We start from the raw sequence: 22,274 nt of genomic DNA, 5'->3' as shown, positions 1-22,274 counted from the left end.
GCCCGCCCTTTCTTGCAAAGCCTGCGGACAGTTTTCGGTCCAGCGGCGCCCGATCGGCCCGCTGCTCGCCTTTTTCTGGCAGAATGCCCAAATATTCGCGCCATTCGACAATTATTTCGCCGACCACTTGCTTGCGGTTAACGCGCTATTAGTCTGTGCGAGGGGCGCGTCTTAACCGACGATTCGAATTCGCATTGTTCGAATGGAGTATCGAGGCCGATGGCGGGGGAAGATCGTTACGATAGCGCGGTAGCCGCCGAGTTCGAGCGGCTGTGGCAGGAACTCGTTCTTGAGCGGACGAGCGCGGGCGTCAAGGCCGCCGTGGAGGCGGCACTGGCGCAGATCGTCACAGAAGCGAAAGCCGCGGCGCTGACCGGTCAGAAGACGGGAGAGGCGCTCGAAGCGAAAATCGCCGCCCTCTCCGAAATCGACAAGCGCGTCGGCAATCTCCTGGATCAAGCTCATCGGCAACAGGAGAGGGTTGCCGAGGCCGCGAGACAGGCGGACGCGCTTTCGACGTCGCTCGGCGAGGCTGAAGCCGCAATGCAGCGACTGGCGGGGGGCGGTGAACGGGTCGACGGCATCGCGCACCGCATCGCCTCCATCGAGGCATCGCTGGGGCGAACCGGCCTGTCGGACGAAATCGGAAGGATCATCGACGAAGGGCGGGCGCAACAGGTGGATTCGGCCGTCACACTTGATGCGATCGCTGCGACCTTGGTCGCGACACAGCCCCCCGAACAGCCCAAACCCGGCGGAGTTCCCGCATCGGAGGAGCCTGCGGGCCGCTGGTCGTGGAAAAAGGTCGTGGATTGGTGGCGCCAGTCGTGGACGCACCTTCTGGCGGTGCTCGTCGGCGCGGCTATTGCGGCGGGGACCGCGTTGGGCCTGGACCTCGTCCGGCCCGATATCTACGCGCCGCCTGCGCCTCAGCATGAAGTCTATGACGCGGCTTATGGCGATGCGATAGAATCCGGCTGGACCAAACTTCACGGCCGCCGTCCGAGAGATTTCGCTAGCTTTTGTCCGGAGGAAGGCTGCGGTTCGTTCGATAAGACATGGGACGATGCCGGGCAACGAGAAGACGGACAGGGCGCGCTCTTCAGGGCAATTTTTGCGGGCGTCGGCGAGCGTTTCGAAGCGGGAGAAGTCGATTGCCCGAAGATCGTCGAGGGCCTTGCGGCGAACCAGGACTATGCTCAATTGTCGAGGCCAGAGGTGGAACGTGCCGGACACTGCGTGATATCGCAGAACTTCAAGGCGGGACGGAGCGGTATCAGGGCCGAGGTCGCCAAGGCGCTGACGGCCGGCTATCTGGTCAAACTGAACAGCGAACGGGAGGGCGAGGTCGCCGAGGGCGAGATTGCCTCCGACGAAGCACCCGGCGATGCCGCAATGGCGTCCGAAGCGCGGCCCAAGGGTTCGGCAAAAACGACGCCGACCGCGAAAGCGAGCACGGCGGCTCCGAAGGATACCGCCGCGCCGGAGTCCGCCGCCACGACCCCCGCCTCCGCGGCCAATCCGCAATAGTCCGGGCGAAGCAGCGTGGCCGAGACGATCCAACTTCCACGCCTGATCCTCGGCCCGCTATCGCGCGGGCGGAATTTCGGCGTGGTCGGTCGTTCGCCGGTGCTGCCCATCGACGATGCAGCGGTTGGGGGACTCTCGGGCTTCAACCATAATATGGTGTTCCAGGTCGGTCCCGGCGTCGTCATGCACAGCCTGATGCCGGTTCCGGGCAGTCCCGGCATCTGGTTCCTCTCCACGACCCGTGGCGATGCGCCGATCGACGGCAACCCGGTCGTGACCACCAGCGGCGTTCTGATGAGTGAGGATGCGGTACGGCAGATGCACGGCCGCGCCGACAGACTGGTCGGGCCGTGGCTCGAAGACCGGGCGATGCTGACGCCGAGCGGAATGATTCCCGCCGCGGTCGTCGATATCCCTCAGACGCCGTCGGGCAGGGAGGGCGCCGGCGCCGACGTCGCGGCGTTCCTGCCGCTGCTGGGCATCGTGCCTGTCCGGTTTCACGACGCGGCCCGGCACGCGACCGACGACGAGCGGTCGGCCTATGCATTGCGACTGATCGGCAATCTGCTTGCCGCCGCGCCGTTCGACCGGGCGACGACCATGAGCTGGTCGACGCTGGCGCTGCCCGGGACGGCATGGTCGCTGTCCGTCGCGCCGGGCACGATACCCGAAGAGCCCGATTCGACGGGAACGGTCGATATCGGCTTCGCGCCCGGCGGCGGCCTTGCGATCCGCAGCGGTGCCGACATTCCGGCCATCGAACGGTGCTGGCTCGCGCTGGCCCAGGCGGTTTCGGAAAGCCGGCATGGCAGCGACGACCATGCCCGGGCCCTCGATGGCCTGCGGGGGGTGGGGCATCGCGACGCCACGCCCGCCGATACGCTGCACGACCGCGGCGAAGCGATGCTCGCCAAAATCGCGGCCGGTTTCGGACCCGATGGCGTTGCCAACTGGCTGCGTCTTCTGGTCGATGCTGCCCGGACTGTTCGGGCGGCCGACGATGTAAAGCGGGAGATCGGGGTCGCCGTCGGGCGACTGGTGGAACATTATCTCGTCGACGGCGCGGCCAATCATGCCTCGCTGTCGATGCTGCGCCGCGAACTTCTGTCGCAGGCACCCGCCACGCTGACCACGCTCGGCATCGATCAGGCCAGGCTCGTCAGGGCCGGTTTCACGGACCCCGATCCGCTCCTTCTCTTTTCGTGTCTTGACGAGGCGGGGCGCGATCAGTGGGTCGCGGAGCTTCCGGGAAGCCCGGGCGCGTCGGAGGCGTCGATGGTGGCCTTGTACGACGCCGCCGATCGCGCCGCGGCGCGCGCGCTCGATCGGCCTGCGGAACTGCCCCGCCTCGCGGCGCTCGTCCGCGATCTGCTTCGCGAGGCCCGCGAGCACAGGGCGGAGGAAGCGAGCGGCCCCGCTCTGCAGGGGCTTGCCTCCCGCCTGGCCCGCCTCGGTTATGCGCCGTCGGTCGATCCGGCGCTGCGCGAAGATATTCGCGCCAGCGCGGAAATGCTGTTCGACCATGCCAGCGGGGGCAGCGGCGCCCGGCGCATTTTCCAGGCCGGCTTGCACGAGCCGCTGCTCGCGCGATTGCGCGAAGCTCACCCACGGCCCGGCGCTCCCGGCGGAGCAATGGATGCGATGGCGCGCACCGATGCGATGATCGCCTATCTTCGGCACCTGCGGCGGATGCCTCCGGTCGCCGTTTCCGCGGCAGGAGGGAGAAGGTCGTGAAGATCTGCAAATGCGGCGAAAAGCTTCCGGACGATGCGGTCGATTGTCCCCGCGGTCACAAATATCAGCCGATGGTCGCCTTCAATGTCGCGCCGATCCCTCAGCCTGAAGCGGCGCTTCCTGCACCGGCGGCGCCGGTTCCCGACCAGGCCGCGGCGGCCGCGGCGGCCGCAGCGCCTGCCCTGCCGATCCTGGTTCCGCCGTTCGTGGCTCCCACCGATGACGATTACGAAAAACTGCGCACCAAGCTGGAGAATATCGAGACGCGCGGCGCGCCGATCCTCATCACCGGGTTCAGCAACGCCGGCAAATCCTTCTGCGTGTTGCAGGCGGCCAAGATGGCCGACGGCTTCGGCTATGTGGCCGGAGTCTCGAAGGAGTTGATCGGGCAGGATTTCGTCGAACCCAACGGCACGCTGAGTACGAAGCGCGTCCAGGCCATGCCGATGAGTCCGGCCGGCGAAGGCGCCGAGGCGGGACGTTCGGACTGGACCTTCATCGACGTTCCCGGCGAATTCTTCGCGCAGCTGATCAGTCCCAGAAGCGCGGGCTTTGCGGGCACCGACGAGCCGCGAATACGCCAGCTTTGTGCAGCGATCGCGATCGCCAAGGGGATAATCCTCGTTCTTCCCGGGCCGGCAGCGGTCGGTGTTCGTGACCGGAAGGCCCCCGAATATGTCGAGCGCGACGGCACGTCGCCGGCACTCTCGCCCTATGATGCCAAGGATTGGGACGACCTCAACCAGGTTGTGACCGATTCGATGCGCATGCTGGGGCCGCTCGCGCAGTTCCTCGACGTCATCGATCAGGACGTCCAAAAGGGGACGCGGCTCGAAGCGTTTGAACGCTACCGCGCGCTTGGTCCCGACGAACGCGAGGGTCGGCTCAAGGCCGCACGGCGATCGCATATCCCATTGTCGGTCATGCTGACCAAGGCGGACCAGATATTCGGGACCGATCCGGCACCCGAACCCGTCGTTGTCGGCGAAGATCAGCAGCGGATCGACGGCAATGACCCGTGGCTGTCGCTTATCGCCGCCAACCGGGACAAGGGCGACCGCGCGCCTTATCGCGTGATGACCGACAATTTCCGGTCGGTAAATCTGGATTTCTCTTCCGCGTGCGTCGGCGGACCGCTTCGCTGGGAGGAACAGATCGTCGATCCCAAGGACAATAGTCTGAAGACGGTCGAAAAGCGGGAAATCCCGCCGAGCCAATATGGAAAGGGCCGGGGGATATGGGAGCCGCTGCTGTGGCTTCTGCGCCGCATAGAGGAGAATGGCGGACGCAGGGACTGGCTGGAGCGGCAGGCCGAACGGCACCCGGTGCTTCGCACGATGCGCACGCTGTTTACGCGAAAGGGGCTGGCCGAATGGGTCCGCCACCATGACCGCGCGGCGAAATCGCCGTTCGACGTGCGGCGCGAAACCGATCGCGAATTTGCGAAGCTGACCGAAAAGCGTTCGCGATAGCGCCGCGCCGGCGGGGACCAGCGGGCGACGGCAAGAAGGGGCTGTGGGGGCAATGACGAAGGACGGGGGCAAGCTGCCGCAGGGACGGCAACTCGCGGGGTTGGCCAAGGCGTTCCGGAAGCGGCGTATCTATTTGAATCTGCGCGGCGCGCTCGTCGCCCATGGCGCGACGACCATATTGCTGGTGATCGCGCTCGCGACGGTCGCCTACAGCGCCTTCCCCTGGACCACCCGGGTCGTCACGGAAGAAGATTGGGCGAAGCGCCCCGACCAGGTGTGGACCGCCGCCGAGGCGCGCGAACTCGATCGCCAGCTGCGCGCCGGCGACCTCGGTATCGACGCGGCACTGCTCGGTGCGGGGCCGATGGCGACCGACCTGTCGGAATCGACGATTGACCGGACGTCGGCGGCGCGCGAGACGCTCAACCGCGTTTCGGCGCAACTGGGCGAGGATTATGAACGCCAATTGGCCCGCGGCGGCCGTTTCGAAGCGGGCAGCGATTACCAACTCGCGACGCTCGAGCGGTTGGGCAAGAGCGGTGGACGATCGACCAACCCCGGATTCGATCCCGCCTATCTAAAGGCGGTCGTGGCGTTTCGCAGCGGCGACACGGTCGGTGCCCGCACCTTCCTGACCGAAGCGGGCTGCGATCGCACCCCGCCGGCCAACAGCGAGGGGGCCGAGGATGTCGGCGCGCCGCAGGCAAGCCTTGCCATCCCGTGCCACTGGATGGACGGGCGGCTGCTCTTTGCCGAGGCCGAGGGACGCACCGGGGCTGCGCTGTCCGATGCGACGACGGCGGTCCGCGCGGCGCTGCGGACCGCGATCAAGAGCGCGACGGCCGATCGCAACGCGGGCGGCGCGGGGCAGGCCACGGCGACCGGCGCGACGTTGCTGCCCATCCTTCGCCCCTCGCAATATATGATGAACCTGACCGAGGGCGCGGGCGCCGCGCTGTGGCAGGACTATCTCTCGCTGCTGCTGCTGTCGGATCGCCGGCTGTGCGAAGACCGTTGCACCAGTCCGCTGCGCGGCAAGTTGACGGACGACGGCCGGTTGGTCCTGCAACTCGCACGGCAGGGGCAGGGAACGGAGCTGTGGGAAACCTATCCCGAGCTTGCCGTGCTCACGCGGCTGCTGCTGGCGCGCGAGGGGTGGATCACCGAAGCGCGCCGGATCACCGTCGCGGCCGAAGACGACAGCGAAAAGGCCGGTTTCCAGATCGCCCGCGGCGACGGCCGGGAAGTGACGCTTCATCCCGGCTATGAACAGCTGGCCGCGCTCGCGGAAATCGCGACCGCGACGACCTTCGACGTAAAGGACATGGGCGCTCCGGCCCGCCAGTTCTGGGCGGCGCATGCGAAGGCGCGCAATGCTTTCCTGTCCCAGTCCGGCGAAGCCGTTGCCAACCCCTTTTCGACGGGAAATGCCGCGCACAAGAGTTATGAGACCTTCGATGCCGCGTGGCACACCGAAATCTCGGGCAGCAAGAGCGATCTGCGCAAGATCGTTTATGTCGTGGGTCTCGGCCTCGGGTTTCTCCTGCTCATCTGGTATGTGTTCATCGCCTATTTGCCGGTCCGGCAACTCGTGAAGATGCATCGGCGCGAATATGACGATGTGATGGAGAGCCGCTATTTCTCCGCACCCCACCCCATGGCGGGCGACATGGTCGAGGGGCGCGGATAGCGATGCCCGACCCGACGTCCGGATATATACTGACGACGGGCTCGGTCGCGCTCATCGCGCTGTTGCTGATCGCCCTGTGGCGCGGCGCGGTGGCGCGGTGGATGGTTTTCGCCGCCGCCGCCTCGCAGCTCGCCCTTGTTTCGCTGGTCATTTTCGAAGCCGGGGGGCGAATGGGCGACCTGCGGCTCGAGTTGCAGGAAGTGCGCTTTGCGGCGGGGACGCCCGGCGAACGGCCGTCGGCGCGAAGCCTGACGCTGGGCGACGACCGGCAATCGGACGACCTCGTCGTGCAGCGGCGGCCCTACGACCAGGCCGCGCTGGGCGGCGCCTTTCTGACGATCTTCTTCGGCGCGGGGGCGTCGCCCTGTTCGGAGGCGGCGCCGCTTTGCATCGTGCAGGCGGCCGCGGCGCGCGCCAACGGCGCGGTGACGGTCACGCCGCCCGGCGGCCCCACGCGCTGGATCGGCGCCCAGCCGCTCGGACGCCGGACCATTTGCGTTGCGGGACACCGCATCCGCCATGACGCTGCGGCCAACCGTCTGGAGCTGGACGGCGTGGCCGCGACGACGGCCTTGCCGTCCGCGGTCGAGCGCCGCGTCATGTTGCTGCGCGACTTTGCGCTTACCGCGCGCCGTTCGTCTGTGGCGCGCGTGAAAACCTATCTCGTCTGGAGCGACGGCGCGCTTCAGGTGGTCCTCGCCGACCCCGATGCCCACCTGGGCGATGGGCGATGTACGACGGCGCCGAAGGCGCCATCGGCCGCCCGAGCCGGCTCGGGAGACCGGATCGCCATATACAGCCTGGAAAGGCCCGCGCCCGAACATTTCCTCGAAGCGCTGCGCGACGGCGATCCCGTCGACGAACTGCCCCGCGCGCGGCTCGTCGAGCGGCGATCGATGATCCTGTCGCTGGCCGCTCCGACGGCGGCGGGGAGGCGCGCGCCTTCGCTGACGGTGCGTTTCGATACGCCCGATACGCTGCGCATCGGCTATGACGAAGCGGCGCGGAAACGGAAGGCTACCCGCAACGAGCGGCTCGTTTCGCTGGGCAATCTGGGATCGATCCTGGAAGGAAGCGGCATCGAAGAACTGCGCTTCCCGGTCCTGGGCGACAAGGTGGCGGGACAGGTGCGGCAACTCGTCACGCTGAAGGGCGGCGACTGCACGGGCGACGCCTGCCGCCCGGAAATCGCCGGAAAGGCCGTGGCCGATGCCCCCCGCACGGCCGATCCCGGGCAAACGCGCCTCGGCTATTATGTGGACCGCTTTTTCGCCGGGCTTCCGGTCGACGCCCCCGCCGAGCGAGTGCGGATGGGCAGCGATGCCGGCGACACGATCCTCGTCCAGTTCGGCATGCTCGATCGGGCCTATTACCCCTTTCGTTTCGCGATCTGGCTCGGCATCCTGGGGATTGGCGCCTCGGTGCTGGCGACGTGGACGCTGCGGCGCCGGAATCTGGCGATGTTCGCGGTGCTGACGACGCTCGACTACATGCTCGCGCTGCGCCTGCTGGTCGCGTTCGAGGCGGCCTATGTCGACCCTCGTTCGGCGACGATAATCGCGCTGCTGGCGGCACCCGTCGCGATCTGGACTATCCCGCAGGCGGCCGCCCTGTTCGCTCGCCACTATGCGGCTGCCCCGGGCGGCCGGACGGCGCGGACCTGGCTGCTCCCGGTGCTCGCCGCACTGGTGTCCTGCATCCTGACCGGCGTGGCGTGGAGGTGGGTCGGGGGCCGAGGCTGGGCCGATTATAGCCTGCTCTTCCTTGTGCCGATCGTGCTTCTCCTCCTTTCCATGATGCTGCCCATGGCGGCCGCGGTCTGGCGTGGGCTTGTCCATCGTCGGCCGGGCCTGGCGTCGTGGAACTTCGCGCGGCTTCGCGATCGCTTCGATCCCGACGATGCTTCGCTGGCCGCGACGCTCGCGGCGGGGCGAGGCCGCGTCCTGATTTTCTGCGGCGCAATCTTCGGGGCGTGCTGGTTGGCGACCGTCGCCGTCTTTGGACTCGTCGGGCGGCCGATCGGTCTGGCCACGCTGGCCTTGGTGCTCGCCGTGGCTTTTGCGTGCCGGCTGGTCGTCGGCGCCCCGCCGCCCCGCGCGCGCTGGGGCGCGCTGCTCGGATTTGCGATGCTTCTGTGGGCGCCCGCCGCCGTGCTGCTGGGGATCGCCGCGCTTGTGGGCGGAGATCCGGGGTTTGCCGTTGTCGGCCTGCCTGCCGCGACGCTGGCGTTGGCGGGACTATGGACGGGCCATGCCTTGGCCGGCGTAGCCGAGGCGGTGCGCCGGATTCGGACGGCCGTCCTGCTGTCGGTGGGGGGAATTGCGCTGTTGTTCGTCTATCTGGCGGCAGATGCGCCCGTTCAATATGACGCCGCCGAACAGGCGCGCCAAATGGCGAGCCACGAGATCGAAACCATCGATGCGATCATCAAGACGCGCGAGGAGGGCCATTTTCACGATCGCGCCATCGCCTTCGCGGCGCCCGAGGCGCTGGGTACCCGCGGCACCCGCGACAGCGAAGGCGCGCGCGCCGCCTTCTACGCGATGACGGTCTATGCGAACCAGGGATTGTGGGGGCGCGGTTTCCTCAACCAGCCGGTTCCGTTCGAGCTGAAAGCCGCCCATTTCAGCGACTATTCGGTGTCGGTGCACATGATGGCGCCCTTTGGACGCGCGGGTACGGCGGCGATGCTGCTCCTCCTTCTGGTCGGCGCGATCCTGATCCTGCGCGACATGATGCCGCCGGCGAGTGGCCCGGCGCGGGCCATGCCGCTCTCGGCCGTGTCGGGGGCTTTCATCCTGTTCGCCGGCAGCCTCTACATGGCGCTCGCCAACATGCTCGCGGTCCCGTTCACGGGCCGCAATGTCTATTTTCTGTCGCCCATTTCGATCAGCGATCTCGCCGACGGGCTGGCGCTGCTGCTCGCGGCCTTCGTCTGCGCGCTGGCGACACGGGAGGAGGCCGCATGAGCGCATCCAAGTTCGTCGCAACGGGGTTCGCGGCCGCGCTGCTGACCGTGCTTCCGGTGATCGGCATCACGGCGCCCGAACGGCAGCTCCGCGACGCCGACGAGGGCTATCGCCTGATCGTCGACCATGTGCTCATCCCGCGCAACATCCTCGTTGCGACCGACGCGCTCGACACCGCGCGGCAGGACGCGGACACATTGCGGCGTTCGGCGGTGGTCCGGCTGGACGAGGCACGGCTCGACGCTGCCAATCGCGAGATTCCCGGACTTCGCGGCTATGTCGAGCGATCCTATCTGCGCCAGGATATCGCGCGCAACGATCCGGCGCTGTGGATCGACGACAATGTGCTCGTCGGCATCGCGCCGGGAGCGCACGCGATCATTTCTCCGCTCGCGCAGGCCAATTGGAACGGCGATCTTCTCTACCGGGGCTCGGAACGCAACAGCGCCGCTTTCGTGCGGCTCAATGGCACGGGTGGCGACGGAGTCTGGCGGCCACTCTACCGTGCGGGGGTCGCCGGAGGCGGCTGGGACGACGGCTTTTACGTCGCGGCGGGGTCGCGCGGGGCTATCGAGTTGCGCAAGGGTTCGGACGCCGACCGCGACGGAGACATGGTTCTCGCCTATCGGCGCAAGGGGCGGCAGTTGACGCTGCCGGCTGCGGCAGAGGCGCATTATTGCAACAGCGAAGACGCGGCGGCGGTCGATCCCGTGACCAACCGGTTGACGGTCGAACCGGGCACCTGCCTTCGCATCGCGGGCGCGCTGCCCGACGGCGCGCGGCTCGACTTCATCGAGGTGCCGCGCAGCCGGGTCGTCGGCGCGGAAACCATCGACGGGAACGAGCGCTACGCGCGATTGAGCCGCAGCGCCCGGTCGTCGATGTCGGCGTGGGCGCAGTGGAATCCTGCGCGCGCCCGGTCGATGGAGCTGGCGATCGAGACCACGCTCGATTTCAACCTTTCGCAATTCGCGCAGCAGGCGCTCGATAGCGTCTACGACGCCCAGGGCCTCAGGCGTCCCGCCGCGATCACCATCATGGATGCGCGCAACGGCGAAATCCTCGGGATGGCCTCGCGCGAAGGGAACGACCTGTTCCGGCCGGTGGGGCCGCTCGGCGACTATGACGTGAATTTCCGCGAAATGCCCGTGGGCTCGGTCGCCAAGCCGCTGGTGGCCGAGGCGATCTTCAGTTCCTTCTACAAGGATGGCCGGATGCTCGAGGTCGCCGATACGCCGGGCGGGGCCGACCAGATCGACCAGGTCCTGGGCGTCGATCTGAACGGCAGCCTCCATGCGCCCGCCGTCCGGAGCGGGGGCTGGATCGACGCGCAGGAGTTTATCGCCTTCTCGTCGAACCAATATGCCGCGGCGTTGATGATGCTCACCAGCTGTGCCGAACCGGCCGAACCGCGGTCCGCGAATCGCGACTACCGCAATGCCGGCGCGGCGGCCCCCTGCTTTCGCGGCGGCGGCAGGCGGACGATCGAGCTCCCCTGGAAGCGCGATTTCGAGAGCTATTACATCAGCCCGGATTCGCCCGGTAAGGGCACCGACGATGCCGGGGGGCATCGGGGGCTCGACAAGCTCGCGCTGTGGGGCGAAGACGACTGGGCGGCGGGCCTGCCCAATCCGGCGAACATCCATTGGCCGGCGCTCGAGGGCCTGCAGTCGTTCCGCGCCCAGGTCGTGCCGATCATCCTCGGCGGACAGGATTATGCGTGGAACAACATCGTGCTCGCCCAATCCTATGCCCGGCTCGTCACCGGCCGGCGCGTCAATGCGCGGCTTCGCCCCTGGCCAGCAAGCTATCGCCCGGCCAGAATGGCCTTCGAACGCAACCAGGCGATCTGCCGGGGGCTCGAGGATGTCGCCAATGTGGGGACGGCGGCGGCACCGCGCTTCGGTTTGCGCGACCGGGTGATGCGCTGGCGCCCCGGTGCGCCGGACGATTTCATACTCCTGTCCAAGACGGGGACCCCGACGTCCGAAAGTGCCACCCCGGCCCAACTGCAGACGATCGGGGAGGTCAACCGCGACATCCGCGGCGGCCGGCTTTGCCTGGCGAAGCGCGGCGCGGACTGGGCGGTGGACACCGGCGACCGCTGCCGGGCGCGCGCAGTCCCGGCCGGCCCCGAGGCGCGCGAGCGCCGGACGCTCGGCTACCGCGGGGTCGACGTCCTGTTCGAAGGCGGCCGGCCGATCCGGGCATTGGGTGAACCCGGGATGCGCTACGATACCAAGGCCTATGTGTTCGTCGTCGGCGCCCGCGCCGGCGAGGACGAGCCGGCGCGCATCGGCTGCGCCCAATTGCCGCCCAAGGGGCCGTTGGTGGTCGTCGCGGTCAATTTCCAGGATCCGACCGTGGGAACGGGCGGGGAGGGCGGACAAAGCGATGCCCATCTGCGCGTCGCCAGCGAGTTGCTCGCGCCCGGCGGCGCCCTCGCGCGATGGATTCTCGACGCCGGATAAGAAAAACGCGGCGATACGATAAAGAATATCCGGAAAAGATCGAACGGCCGGGTCGCAAGCGGCAGGAAACAGGAGCCTGCTTCGGGTGAAATTTCTTGCGCTTGCGCGGCATTGTTGATCAGTATCGCGACGGGGTCAGAAGCGATTCTGAAGTACAAAGAGGGTGGGACCGTCATGGCTGAGTCCGTGGAACTGGGAGATTTGCTGAAGCGGTTGGAGAAGCGGGAGGCCACTGAACGCTCGGCTTTCGGCCTGTTCCTGATGACGCTGGCGATGTTCGACATCGCGGCGGCGCTGTTCGGCGAGGGCGTGGGTGTCGCGATCGGCGTCCCCAGCGCCAATATGGCCGAAGCGCCCCAGATGCTGCCGTGGATCGTCATCGGCCTGCACATGCTGCTCCTGTTCTTCGGCTGGTCGCAACTCGGCGGCTCGGGCGTTGCGGGCAATGCGCTGACCGAGCCGAACCCGCTGCATCTGCTGGGCGCACCCGCGCCGCTGACCGCGCGCAACGGACAGATATGGGCCGCGATGGTCGTCGGCTTTTTCCTCCTCTTCGCGCTGCTCGCGATGTCGAGCGACGTGCCGTCATCGCGCGCGGGCGGACTGCTCCACCTCGCGTCGGTGCCGCTGTGCGCCCTGGCGTTCGCTGCGGTGTTCGTGCGCGGATATGCTGCCGCGAAAATGTTGTCGAACCGCTCCGTCCTCCTCGGCGGTGCCTTCGGCGCCCTGACCGTGCTGGTCGTGTCCTTCCTGGTCGAGCGCGGATATCCCAGCATCGAAATGGTCGCGGATCATCGCTTCCTGTTGATCGAAGCGCTGATGCTCTGCGTGGCGCCGGCCTTGCTCGTGGCGATCATGGCGCGCGAACCGACCTCGGTGATCGGGGTCAAGACCAGCAATGCCGCCACCGCGCCGCCTTTCGTCCCCTACGATCCCTTCGACCGCAACGCGCGTGCAACGCGCTATCTGCGTTTCGAGGCGTCGAACGACCAGTTGATCGCCTTCACCCGCGGGCTCAACGCGCGCGAATGGACCTTCGTCTGTACCTGGGATTCGCAGTTTCATCTGCCGATCCATGACCGCACGCTGGAAATATGGAACATCAGCTATCTGGCGCGGCAGATGCCGCAGAGCATCGAGGCGACCGATTCCTACGGGCTGGTCGGCATTTCGTTCGCGACCGACAAGCTGACGATTACGACGCGTTTCAGCGGGCAGAGCTTCGGCGTGGGCCCGATCGCGGCGGCCCGGAACATTCTCTTCCAGAACAGCGATCTTGCGGGCTTGGTCAATTCGGCGGCAGGGCGGGCGCTCAACCAGCGGCTCGACGAGATTTTCGGCAAGTCGGTCCTGCCGGACCAGATCGACGACATCGCGGCCTTCCTCGACGACAAGCCGACCAGCGCGTCGATTTTCCACGGGTTCGACATTCTGAACACGACGCGGGTCGGCGACCTGACGGCCGCCACGCTGCACGTCGGCATCCAAAAGGTGCGCGATTATGAAAAGAAGCTCGCCGAGCGTCGAAAGGATCTGCGCAAGGTCAAACGCCAGGCGTCGGACGTCAAGCAGGGTTTCGGTGACTGTTGGCAGTCGCAGCTCGCCGCCGACATCGAGCGCGAGGACGGCAGCGACGGCCAGTTCGACGCCGTCGATACCGGACATGCCCTGCGCATCATCAAGGTGATCGGGCTTCGCCCGGCGGCGATCAGCATGCGCTTCACCGGCGAGATCGAGGGGCTCGAGGCGCGGTTTGACCTCGCGGAGCAGGAGATCAGGGAATTGCTCCGCACCGCCGAGGAGCGCCATAACGAGGTGCTGCGCACGGACGCCCAGCACGCGATGGACCTCCAGAAACAGCTGATGACGCCGGGCGCGCTCACCGCCGAGCAAAAGCGCGTGCTGGCCGCGCGTGTCATCGGCGGCCAGCTGCCCGGCGGGGCGAATACCGCGCTGTCGGGCCCTCCGGCCACGCCCATGCTGCCTGTCGCCGCGGGGGAAGAAGAGGCGAATGGGCAGCCGATCGCCGACGCCGAGGCGGTCGACGCCGCCGATGACGACGACCCGCAGCACCTTGGACGCGCCGACGACGCGCCGGACGATGCCGGCCGCGACGGCGGCGACCTCAACTGAACGATGGATCTGCTCGCCGAATATCGCATCCTCACGATCCCGCGTGTCGAAGGGAATGAAATCGATGCGCGGCTGTTCGATCTGATCGCGGGCCAGCGCGCTTTCTGGTCGCACGTCGCGCTGCACCTCGTGCGCGATTGCGGCATCGCCGCCGAATATCGCGTGGTCAACCACCGCGAGACCTCGGTCTCGCTGCGGTTCCATGGCGTGATGACCGAGGAGGCCGAACGCCGGCTGGCGCAGGCCGAAGCGATGCTGCCCGCGGGATATGGCTGGCGCAAGATGCAGCCCGACGCGTCGCTCGACGACTGTGCGCTGCGCGTGGCGCGGGTCGTGCGCCGCCTCGAGTTCGTCGATCTGCCGGTCGCTTCGTCCGACCTGCGCCGCGGTGACGACGGAGCAACGACGTTTCTCGGCGTGGCCGCGTCCGACGCGCGGACGCGGCGCCTGCCGAACCTCGACACGCATCCCGACGAGTTGATGAGCGAGCGCTTCTGCCTGCCGCTTCCGGGGCCGGTCGATCCCGTCAAACCGCGGCTGAAGGCGCTGTTCCAGGAATTGCAGCGTGCCGCCCCGCTCGTCATCTCGATCTGCCTGCATCCATTGGCGGCCGGCGAGCGGATCGAAAACCAGACGCTGGCGCTCGGCTTCAAGCGCTTCCTCGATCCCTTTGCCGGGCAACTCGCGAGCGCCGGGTTCGACGACGTCCAGTCGCTTCGTTCGGCCTTCGACCGCTTTTCGCTGCCCCCCGGCTATCTGGCCCATGCCTCGTTGCGCGTGGCGGGGCTGGACGACGGCGCCGTGGTCGGCCTCGCCAATATGCTGGCGGCAAGCTTCGGCGGCTTTCGCGCCTTTCAGGTGCTGCCGCCGTCGCGCGACGTCCCCGGCACCCAGCTGTACCGTCCCGACATGGACGTCCCCGGACTTTGGACGACCACCCAGCGCGAGAGGCAGCGCAATGTCTTGCAGCGGCAATTGGAAGAGGCCGGTATCGCACCGATCGAGGCGATCGAGGAGGTCGATTTCCTCCTCCGCCTGCCGCATCTCTTCACCTTGCAGGAGGCCGAGGAACTCGTCCGGCTGCCGTCGGCCGACGAAGAGGGAATCCCGGGCGTCGAAAGCCAGCTGATCCCGCCCTTCGTCGTTCCCAATCTCGCCTTTCAGCCGGTGGTCGGCCAGGACGGCCAACTCACGCCGCCGCCGGCGAACCGCGTGCGCCTCGGCCTGGTGCGGCGGCCCGGCGCGCTCCACGCCAACGAAGCCGAACCGCTCGAGGGCGCGGCCTGGCACAGCATCGATCCGGGCGATCTTACCAAACACGCCTTCATCGTCGGGGGCACGGGATCGGGCAAGACCAAGAGCACCTTGTTCCTCGCGCGCGAGATGGCGCGGCTGCGCATTCCCTTCATGGTCATCGAGCCGGTCAAAACCGAATATTATCAGGAACTCGCGGGCAAGGTGCCCTATCTCAAGCGCAAGAATTTCGAAGGCGACGCCGACGGCGATCCCGGCGAGGACTTCCTGGGCTTCGATCCGATCCGCGTGCCCGAGGGGATCAGCGTCGCGCGCCACGCCTCCTATCTCAAATCCTGCTTCGAGGCGGCCTTTCCGATGGAGCCCGTGCTGGCGCTGCTGATGGAGAAGGCGCTGGTCGAATATTATACCCTGCCGCCGTCGGCGGGCGGCTGCGGTTATCGCAAGTTCGCGCGCGGCGGGCCCCATCTCGGTCGGGTCGAGGCGACGCGCGGCAGGCCGGCCCGGATATTTCCTTCCTTTGCCACGCTGCAGGATTTCGTGCTCGGCCCATTTGTCGAAAAGGAGTTTTCGGGCGGCGGCGCGGCGGGACAGGGCCGCGCCGGCGAGATGCGCGACATTTTTCGCCGCCGCTTCGAAAATCTTTCGTCGGGCATTCTGGGGTCGAGCTTCGAGCGTGCCGACAGCACCTACCGTCTCTCGGCGGCACGCAATGGCGGGACTGCCAGGCCCGAGCATTATGACCTGCTGCGCACGCAATTGTTTCGCGGCCCCGTGATCGTCGAACTCGACGCTATCCCCGACGCGTCGCAGAAGGCGCTCGCGATGGCTTTCCTGATGAGCTATTTGTTCGAATATCGGCAGGCCGAGGACCTGAAGGCGCGCGAGGCGGGCGGCAAGCTGCCGCCGGGCCTCCGCCATTTCGTGATCGTCGAAGAGGCGCACCGGCTCTTGTCGCAGTCCGCGGGATCGGGCGGGCAGGCGGGCGACGTCGTCGGGCAGAGTTCGCAGGCGAAATCGGTGGGGCTGTTCGTCGACATGCTCGCCGAGATCCGCGCTTTCGGCCAGGGGCTGGCGATCGTCGAACAGATTCCCTCGAAGATCGTGTCGGAGGCGGTCAAGAATACCAATCTGAAGATCATGCTGAGGCTTCCGGCGGCCGATGACCGAAAATATCTGGGCGAGGCGATGAGCTTCAGCGAGGCGCAGCAGCGCTATGTCACGGGGCTCAAGGTCGACAAGCCGAGCGACAGCGCCACGGGCGCGGTCAATTTTGTGCTGTTCGAAGAGGGCGTCGAGCATCCGTTGCTTCTGTCGCTGCCGCTGCCGCGAACGCAGAAGGGGCGTCCTGCCGAACATTGGCTGTACGACGAGTTTTTCGACGAGAGGAGGAAGCCATGACCGAGACGGGCGAGTTTCCCGAAATTCCGCCGCCGCCGCCCGAGAGCGCACCGGAGATCAGCGACGGTTTCAACGAAGCCGCGGAGCCGCCGCCCGAAGCGGTCGAAGCGCCGGCTGAGCCCGTTGAAACATCCGCCGAGCCCTATGTCGAAACCGAGGCCGATGTGAACGCCGATACCGGAACGGAGGCCCTGTTCGACGAGGCGCTCGAGGCACCCGACGACTATTGGGCCGGCGGCGAAACCACCGAGGCCTTCAACGCGGCAGCGGCGCCGCCCGAAGCCCCTGCCGAAACCGCCGCATCGGACGGCGGCGAAGCGTCGCTGACCGAAAGCTTCAACGAAGCCGCACAGCCGGCAACCGAAGAACAAGCGGAGGAAGAAAAGGAAGGCGACCCTTTGGACCTTCAGAACGAGCGGGCGGACTGGAATCCGCCGCCCCACTTGAGGGGGCCGAGCCCCTAGCGCCAGACGCGTCGGGCGAAACCGATGCGGACGAAGGCCGCCGCGCGCTCGAACAATGGCTGGAGGATGAGGAAAGCCGTCGCGGCGCGCACGCCGACGCGGCCGAAATCTTCGCCGATGGCGCGAAAGCCGAGGCCTGTGAGGTCCATGAAATCGCGCATGGGTTCGGCGAGGGCGCACCGCTTACCGCGCAATGGCACGCCATGTCGGAACAGCCCTCGCATCCTTTGACGATGAATTGCCCGGACGGCAGGCTCGAGGCTTCGATGGACAAGATCGGCGCGCTGACGCTGGGGGCCTCGCTCCTGATCGGATATGGCGCGAGCCGCATCTCGCAAGCTTTCGAAAAACAGGGAAAGGAATGAGGTCGACGACTGCAGGCCGCTTCGCGCCGATTGCATAGGAATGCAATGCGACCCGCGTTGACAATGAGAACGTTCTCATTTAGATAACGTTCACATTGAAGAAATGCCGCCGAAAAACGAGCGGTTAAACGGGAGGGAAAGGGATGCAGGCTTCGCATAAGCTTCGGCTCGCCAGGATTCTGGCCGGCACGTCGGCCATGGCGCTGATGGGCATGGCGCAGGTCGCTTTGGCGCAGGACGCGCCGCCGGCGGAAGGCGCCGCCGACGGCGACGAGATCGTCGTCACCGGTATCCGCGCCAGCTTGGCGGCCTCGGCCGACATCAAGCGCGAAGGCCAGGGCGTCGTCGATGCGATCTCGTCCGAAGACATGGGCAAGTTCCCCGACACCAACCTCGCCGAATCGCTCCAGCGCATCACCGGCGTGTCGATCGACCGCTCGAACGGCGAAGGCAGCTTCGTCACCGTTCGCGGCTTCGGTCCCGAATTCAACCTCGTCACGCTGAACGGCCGTGCGATGCCGACCTCGTCGCTCGGCGACGGCGCCAGCGCGCCTTCGTCGCGTTCGTTCGACTTCGCCAACCTCGCGTCCGAAGGCATCGCCTCGGTCGAGGTGTACAAGACCGGCCGCGCCGCCATCCCCTCGGGCGGCATCGGCTCGTCGATCAACATCAAGACCCCGCGCCCGCTCGACAAGCCCGGCCTCTCGGGCAGCATCGCGGTCAAGGGCGTTTACGACACCTCGCGCAACGAGGGCAATCCGATCACCCCCGAAGTGTCGGGCGTCCTCTCGACCACCTTCGCCGACGACCGCGTCGGCATCATGATCGCGGGCTCGTGGCAGAAGCGCAAAGCCAGCGTGAACATCGCCAATGTCGGCTGGCGCGACGGCTATCTGGGCAACGAGAACAACTGGGGTTCGCTGACCCAGAACCCGGCGGATCCGCGCTTCGCGCAGATCACCAACCGCCCCGACGCGACCGACGTCTACCAGGTGCCGCAGAACGCGTCCTACGACCTCAACGACATCAACCGCGAGCGCATCAACGGCCAGGCGGTGCTGCAATTCCGCCCGGTCGACTCGCTCACCGCGACGATCGACTACACCTATTCGCGCAACACCGTCGAAGTGCGGAACAGCAATGTCGGCGTGTGGTTCAACCACAACAATACGTCGAGCAGCTGGACCGACGGCCCCGTCGCGGGCCCGATCTTCTATTCCGAAGCCTTTGGCGCCGGCGAGAACAAGGATCTTTCGTACAGCGGCTCGCTCGTCGCGAACCGCACCGAGAACAAGTCGCTCGGCGGCAACCTCACCTGGGAGGCGCCCGGCGGCATGACGATGGAGCTCGACTTCCATCACTCGACCGCCGAGTCCAAGCCGACGAACAAATATGGCACCAGCGTGTCGGTCGGCAACGCGATCTTCGGCGTCGCCAACCAGCGGATCGACTTCGACTCCGACCTGCCGGTGATCTCCTACAACATGCACCCCGGCATCGACCCGCTGAACGCGGGGCTGATCCGCTCGACGGGCAACGCCTTCCGCAACGCCTATTTCAAGGACACGATCGACCAGGTCCAATTGAAGGGCCGCTACGATCACGACGGCGCCTTCCTCGACAGCATCGATTTCGGCGTCTCGTACATCGAGAACAAGGTGCGCTCGGCCTATGGCTTCATCCAGAACGACACCTGGGGCGGCGCCGGGCCGCCGTCGGACATCCCCGACGACATCTTCCAGCTCCAGACGCTGCCCGACAAGTTCAAGGGCGTGAACGGGGCGTCGGGCATCATCCCCAGCTTCTACACCTTCAACTTCGAACGCATGGCCGACCTGATCGAGGATCTGTACGAAGTGTGCAGCGATCCCGCGACGGGCAGCGCGATGCCGGGCACCTGCCTCGCCAATTACACCGTCGACCGCCGCCTCACCGAAAAGACGCTGTCGCCCTATATCCAGGTCGGCACCAAGTTCGACGTCGGCGCGGGCGAGGCGCATCTGACCGCGGGTGTCCGCTACGAACATACCAGCGTCGACTCTTCGGCGCTGGTGCCGATCCCCACGGGGACCAGCTGGGTCGCGGCGAACGAGTTCAACGTCATCTATGGCCCGGACTCGGACTTCACCCGCTTCAAGGGCGATTACGACCACTGGCTGCCGGCGATCGACTTCGACATCGAGCCGATCGAGGATGTGAAGCTGCGCGCTTCGTACAGCCACACGATCACCCGCGCCGACTATGCCAGCCTTCAGGGCGGGCGCACGATCGACTCGCTGTTCCGCATCGGCGGCGGCGGCGGCAGCCAGGGCAACCCGGGTCTGCTCCCCTACAAGTCGAAGAACATCGACCTGTCGGCGGAGTGGTATTACGGGCGCGAAAGCTACATCTCGGCGGGCTTCTTCCACAAGCGCGTGTCGAACTTCCTGTCGTCGACGCGCATCGACTCCGACGCCTTCGGGCTGCGGACCCCGGCCTTCGGTCCGCGCTACAACGCCGCGCTCGCGTCGCTCGGGGCCAATGCCACCGCGCAGCAGATCCGCGACTTCATCATCCGCAACTATCCGAACACGGTGCAGGTGCGGCTCGATCCGAACACCGGCCTGCCGGTCGAGGATGCCAATGGCCTCCGCGATGGTATCATCTTCAGCACTCCCGACGATCCGCTACTCAATTTCGAGATCGCGACGCCGATCAACAGCGACCAGTCGGCGAAGATCCACGGCTTCGAATTCGCGCTCCAGCACAGCTTCTGGGACACGGGCTTCGGCGTGCTGCTGAACTACACGATCGTCCGCGGCGACGCGAAATACGACAATACCAAGCCGTCGACCGTGCCGCAGTTCGCGCTGACCGGCCTCTCGGACAGCGCCAACGCGGTCGCCTATTACGACAAGAACGGACTTCAGGCGCGCGTCGCGTGGAACTGGCGCGACAAATTCCTCGCAGGAACGGGACCCAACCCCTTCTATGTCGAGGAATATTGGCAGATCGACGCCAGCGCCAGCTACGAGTTCATGCCGGGCCTCACGGGCTTCGTCGAGGCGATCAACCTGACCGGCGAAAGCCGCCGCGGGCACCTGCGCCACAAGAACAATGTCGCCTTCGCGTCGCCGGGCTTCGCCCGCTACGCGGCTGGCGTCCGGTTCAACTTCTAAGGGCGGCGCCGCCCGCCGGGTTCCTGGCGAGAGGGCCGCATCTCCCCGGAGGTGCGGCTCTTTTGCGTGACGGCAGCCGGCGAAACGCGTAGGAACGTTCCCAATGACGAGCGAGATGGAGAGGGTGGTCATCGTCGGCGGCGGCACCGCCGGCTGGCTGGCGGCGGCGCGCATCGCCGCGGCGCGCCCGGCGCTCTCCGTCACATTGATCGAGGCGCCCGACATCCCGACGATCGGGGTCGGCGAGGGGACCTGGCCGACGATGCGCGCGACGCTCGCCGCGATCGGCATCGACGAGGGCGAATTCCTCGCCGCCTGCGACGGCTCGTTCAAGCAGGGCTCGCGCTTCGACCGCTGGGTCAGCGGCGCCGGTGACGACCGCTATCTCCACCCCTTCACCCCGCCGCCGCCGCTGGCGACGCGCGAACTGCTCGCGGCGTGGCAGGCGGGCGAGGCGGGGCAGAGCTTCGCCGCCGCGATGACCGCGCAGGCGGCGGTCTGCGACCTCGACCTCGCGCCGCGCCAGCGCGCGATGCCCGGCTATCAGGGCGCGGCCAATTACGCGTACCATCTCGATGCCGGTAAGTTCGCCGCGCTCCTCATGGCGCACGCGAAGCTGCGCCTCGGCGTCCGCCATGTCGCTGATCACGTCACCGGCGTGCGGCGCGGCGAAGGCGATCACATCGCCGCGGTCGTCACGCGCACGCACGGCGAAATCGAAGGCGACCTCTTCCTCGACTGCACCGGCCACGCCGCGCTGCTGATCGGCGGCGAGCTCGGGGTCGAATGGATCGACCGCAGCGACACGCTTTTCAACGACCGCGCGCTCGCGGCGCAGGTGCCGACCGACCCTGACAGCGCGATCGCTTCGCAGACCGTCTCGACCGCGCACCGCGCCGGCTGGATCTGGGATATCGCGCTGCCGACCCGCCGCGGCATCGGCTGCGTCTACGCCAGCCGCTTCCTTTCCGACGACGAGGCCGAGGCGGAGCTCCGCGCCTATATCGCCGAACAACTCCCGCACGCGCCCGAGGTGCCCGTCCGCCGCCTGAGCTTCCCCACCGGCCACCGCGCGCGCTTCTGGCAGGGCAATTGCCTTGCGGTCGGCCTCTCGGCGGGCTTCATCGAACCGCTCGAGGCCTCGGCGATCGTGATGATCGAACTGTCGCTCAATGCCCTCGTCGACAATTTCCCCGCCAGCGCCGCGGTGCTGCCGATCCATGCGCAGCGCTTCAACGCGCTCTTCCGCTATCGCTGGAACCGCATCGTCGACTTCCTCAAGCTCCACTATGTGCTGAGCCGCCGGACCGAGCCCTATTGGCGCGCGCAGCGCGACCCCGAGCATATCCCCGCGACCCTCGCCGCGATGCTCAGCCTGTGGCAGGACCAGCCGCCCTCGGCCTGGGACTTCCCGCAGGTCGACGAGATTTTCTCGGCCGAGAGCCACCAATATATTCTCTACGGCATGGGCGTCGCTCCGCCTCCGGGCCTCACATCCAGCGACCGTGCCGTGACCGCGCTCGCCGAAGCGCGCCAGCGCGCGCGCGCGCTCACCGCCGCGCTGCCAACCAATCGCGATTATCTGGGCGCGCTCGGCGCGGCCGCGGCGACCGCCGCCGAATGAAGGACCATC

At 67.1% G+C, this 22,274-nt stretch carries 12 protein-coding genes; 11 read left to right on the top strand and 1 reads right to left on the bottom strand.

The window, feature by feature from the left end:
* The first annotated feature begins 219 nt into the window (after positions 1–219).
* The 9 genes from ATE62_RS13855 to ATE62_RS13815 all read left to right on the top strand — a co-directional run bounded on the left by ATE62_RS13855 (position 220) and on the right by ATE62_RS13815 (position 17,118).
* A complete protein-coding gene (locus ATE62_RS13855; RefSeq protein WP_058806810.1) occupies positions 220–1,530 on the top strand; it encodes a hypothetical protein in 1,311 nt (436 codons plus the stop codon).
* Between the two features lie 15 nt (positions 1,531–1,545).
* A complete protein-coding gene (locus tag ATE62_RS13850) occupies positions 1,546–3,264 on the top strand; it encodes a hypothetical protein (RefSeq protein WP_058806809.1) in 1,719 nt (572 codons plus the stop codon).
* Positions 3,261–4,736 carry a hypothetical protein gene (locus ATE62_RS13845; protein WP_058806808.1) on the top strand — a complete coding sequence of 492 codons (1,476 nt, stop codon included), beginning with the start codon at positions 3,261–3,263 and terminating at the stop codon, positions 4,734–4,736. The genes ATE62_RS13850 and ATE62_RS13845 overlap by 4 nt, the downstream gene beginning before the upstream one ends.
* A 52-nt stretch (positions 4,737–4,788) precedes the next feature.
* On the top strand, positions 4,789–6,426 hold the full coding sequence (locus ATE62_RS13840) for a hypothetical protein (protein ID WP_058806807.1): 1,638 nt from the start codon (positions 4,789–4,791) through the stop codon (positions 6,424–6,426).
* Positions 6,427–6,428: 2 nt separating this feature from the next.
* A complete protein-coding gene (locus ATE62_RS13835; protein WP_058806806.1) occupies positions 6,429–9,395 on the top strand; it encodes a DUF3488 domain-containing protein in 2,967 nt (988 codons plus the stop codon).
* Positions 9,392–11,866 (top strand): hypothetical protein, encoded by a 2,475-nt coding sequence (locus ATE62_RS13830; protein WP_058806805.1) that lies wholly within the window; start codon positions 9,392–9,394, stop codon positions 11,864–11,866. The genes ATE62_RS13835 and ATE62_RS13830 overlap by 4 nt, the downstream gene beginning before the upstream one ends.
* A gap of 174 nt (positions 11,867–12,040) precedes the next feature.
* A complete protein-coding gene (locus tag ATE62_RS13825; protein ID WP_156420419.1) occupies positions 12,041–13,999 on the top strand; it encodes a hypothetical protein in 1,959 nt (652 codons plus the stop codon).
* A 3-nt stretch (positions 14,000–14,002) separates the two neighbouring features.
* The gene (locus tag ATE62_RS13820) at positions 14,003–16,654 is read left to right on the top strand and encodes an ATP-binding protein (protein ID WP_058806803.1); all 2,652 of its coding nucleotides are present in this window, start codon (positions 14,003–14,005) and stop codon (positions 16,652–16,654) included.
* Positions 16,651–17,118 (top strand): hypothetical protein, encoded by a 468-nt coding sequence (locus ATE62_RS13815; RefSeq protein WP_058806802.1) that lies wholly within the window; start codon positions 16,651–16,653, stop codon positions 17,116–17,118. The genes ATE62_RS13820 and ATE62_RS13815 overlap by 4 nt, the downstream gene beginning before the upstream one ends.
* On the opposite strand, the gene ATE62_RS23305 is transcribed toward ATE62_RS13815, so the two are convergent.
* Positions 17,115–17,279 (bottom strand): hypothetical protein, encoded by a 165-nt coding sequence (locus tag ATE62_RS23305; protein WP_156420418.1) that lies wholly within the window; start codon positions 17,277–17,279, stop codon positions 17,115–17,117. The two genes, ATE62_RS13815 and ATE62_RS23305, sit on opposite strands and share 4 nt — an antisense overlap.
* 347 nt (positions 17,280–17,626) lie before the next feature.
* On the opposite strand from ATE62_RS23305, the gene ATE62_RS13810 reads away from it, so the two are divergent.
* Together ATE62_RS13810 and ATE62_RS13805 are read left to right on the top strand one after the other, a co-directional pair.
* Positions 17,627–20,641, top strand: a complete 3,015-nt coding sequence (locus ATE62_RS13810) for a TonB-dependent receptor (protein ID WP_058806801.1) — start codon at positions 17,627–17,629, stop codon at positions 20,639–20,641.
* Between the two features lie 103 nt (positions 20,642–20,744).
* Positions 20,745–22,265, top strand: a complete 1,521-nt coding sequence (locus ATE62_RS13805) for a tryptophan halogenase family protein (RefSeq protein ID WP_058806800.1) — start codon at positions 20,745–20,747, stop codon at positions 22,263–22,265.
* Positions 22,266–22,274: the final 9 nt, after the last annotated feature.

The organism is Sphingopyxis sp. HIX, assembly GCF_001468285.1.
Lineage (GTDB): Bacteria > Pseudomonadota > Alphaproteobacteria > Sphingomonadales > Sphingomonadaceae > Sphingopyxis.
Note: the sequence above shows the minus strand (reverse complement) of the source record. Positions and strands in the feature narration are given on the sequence as shown.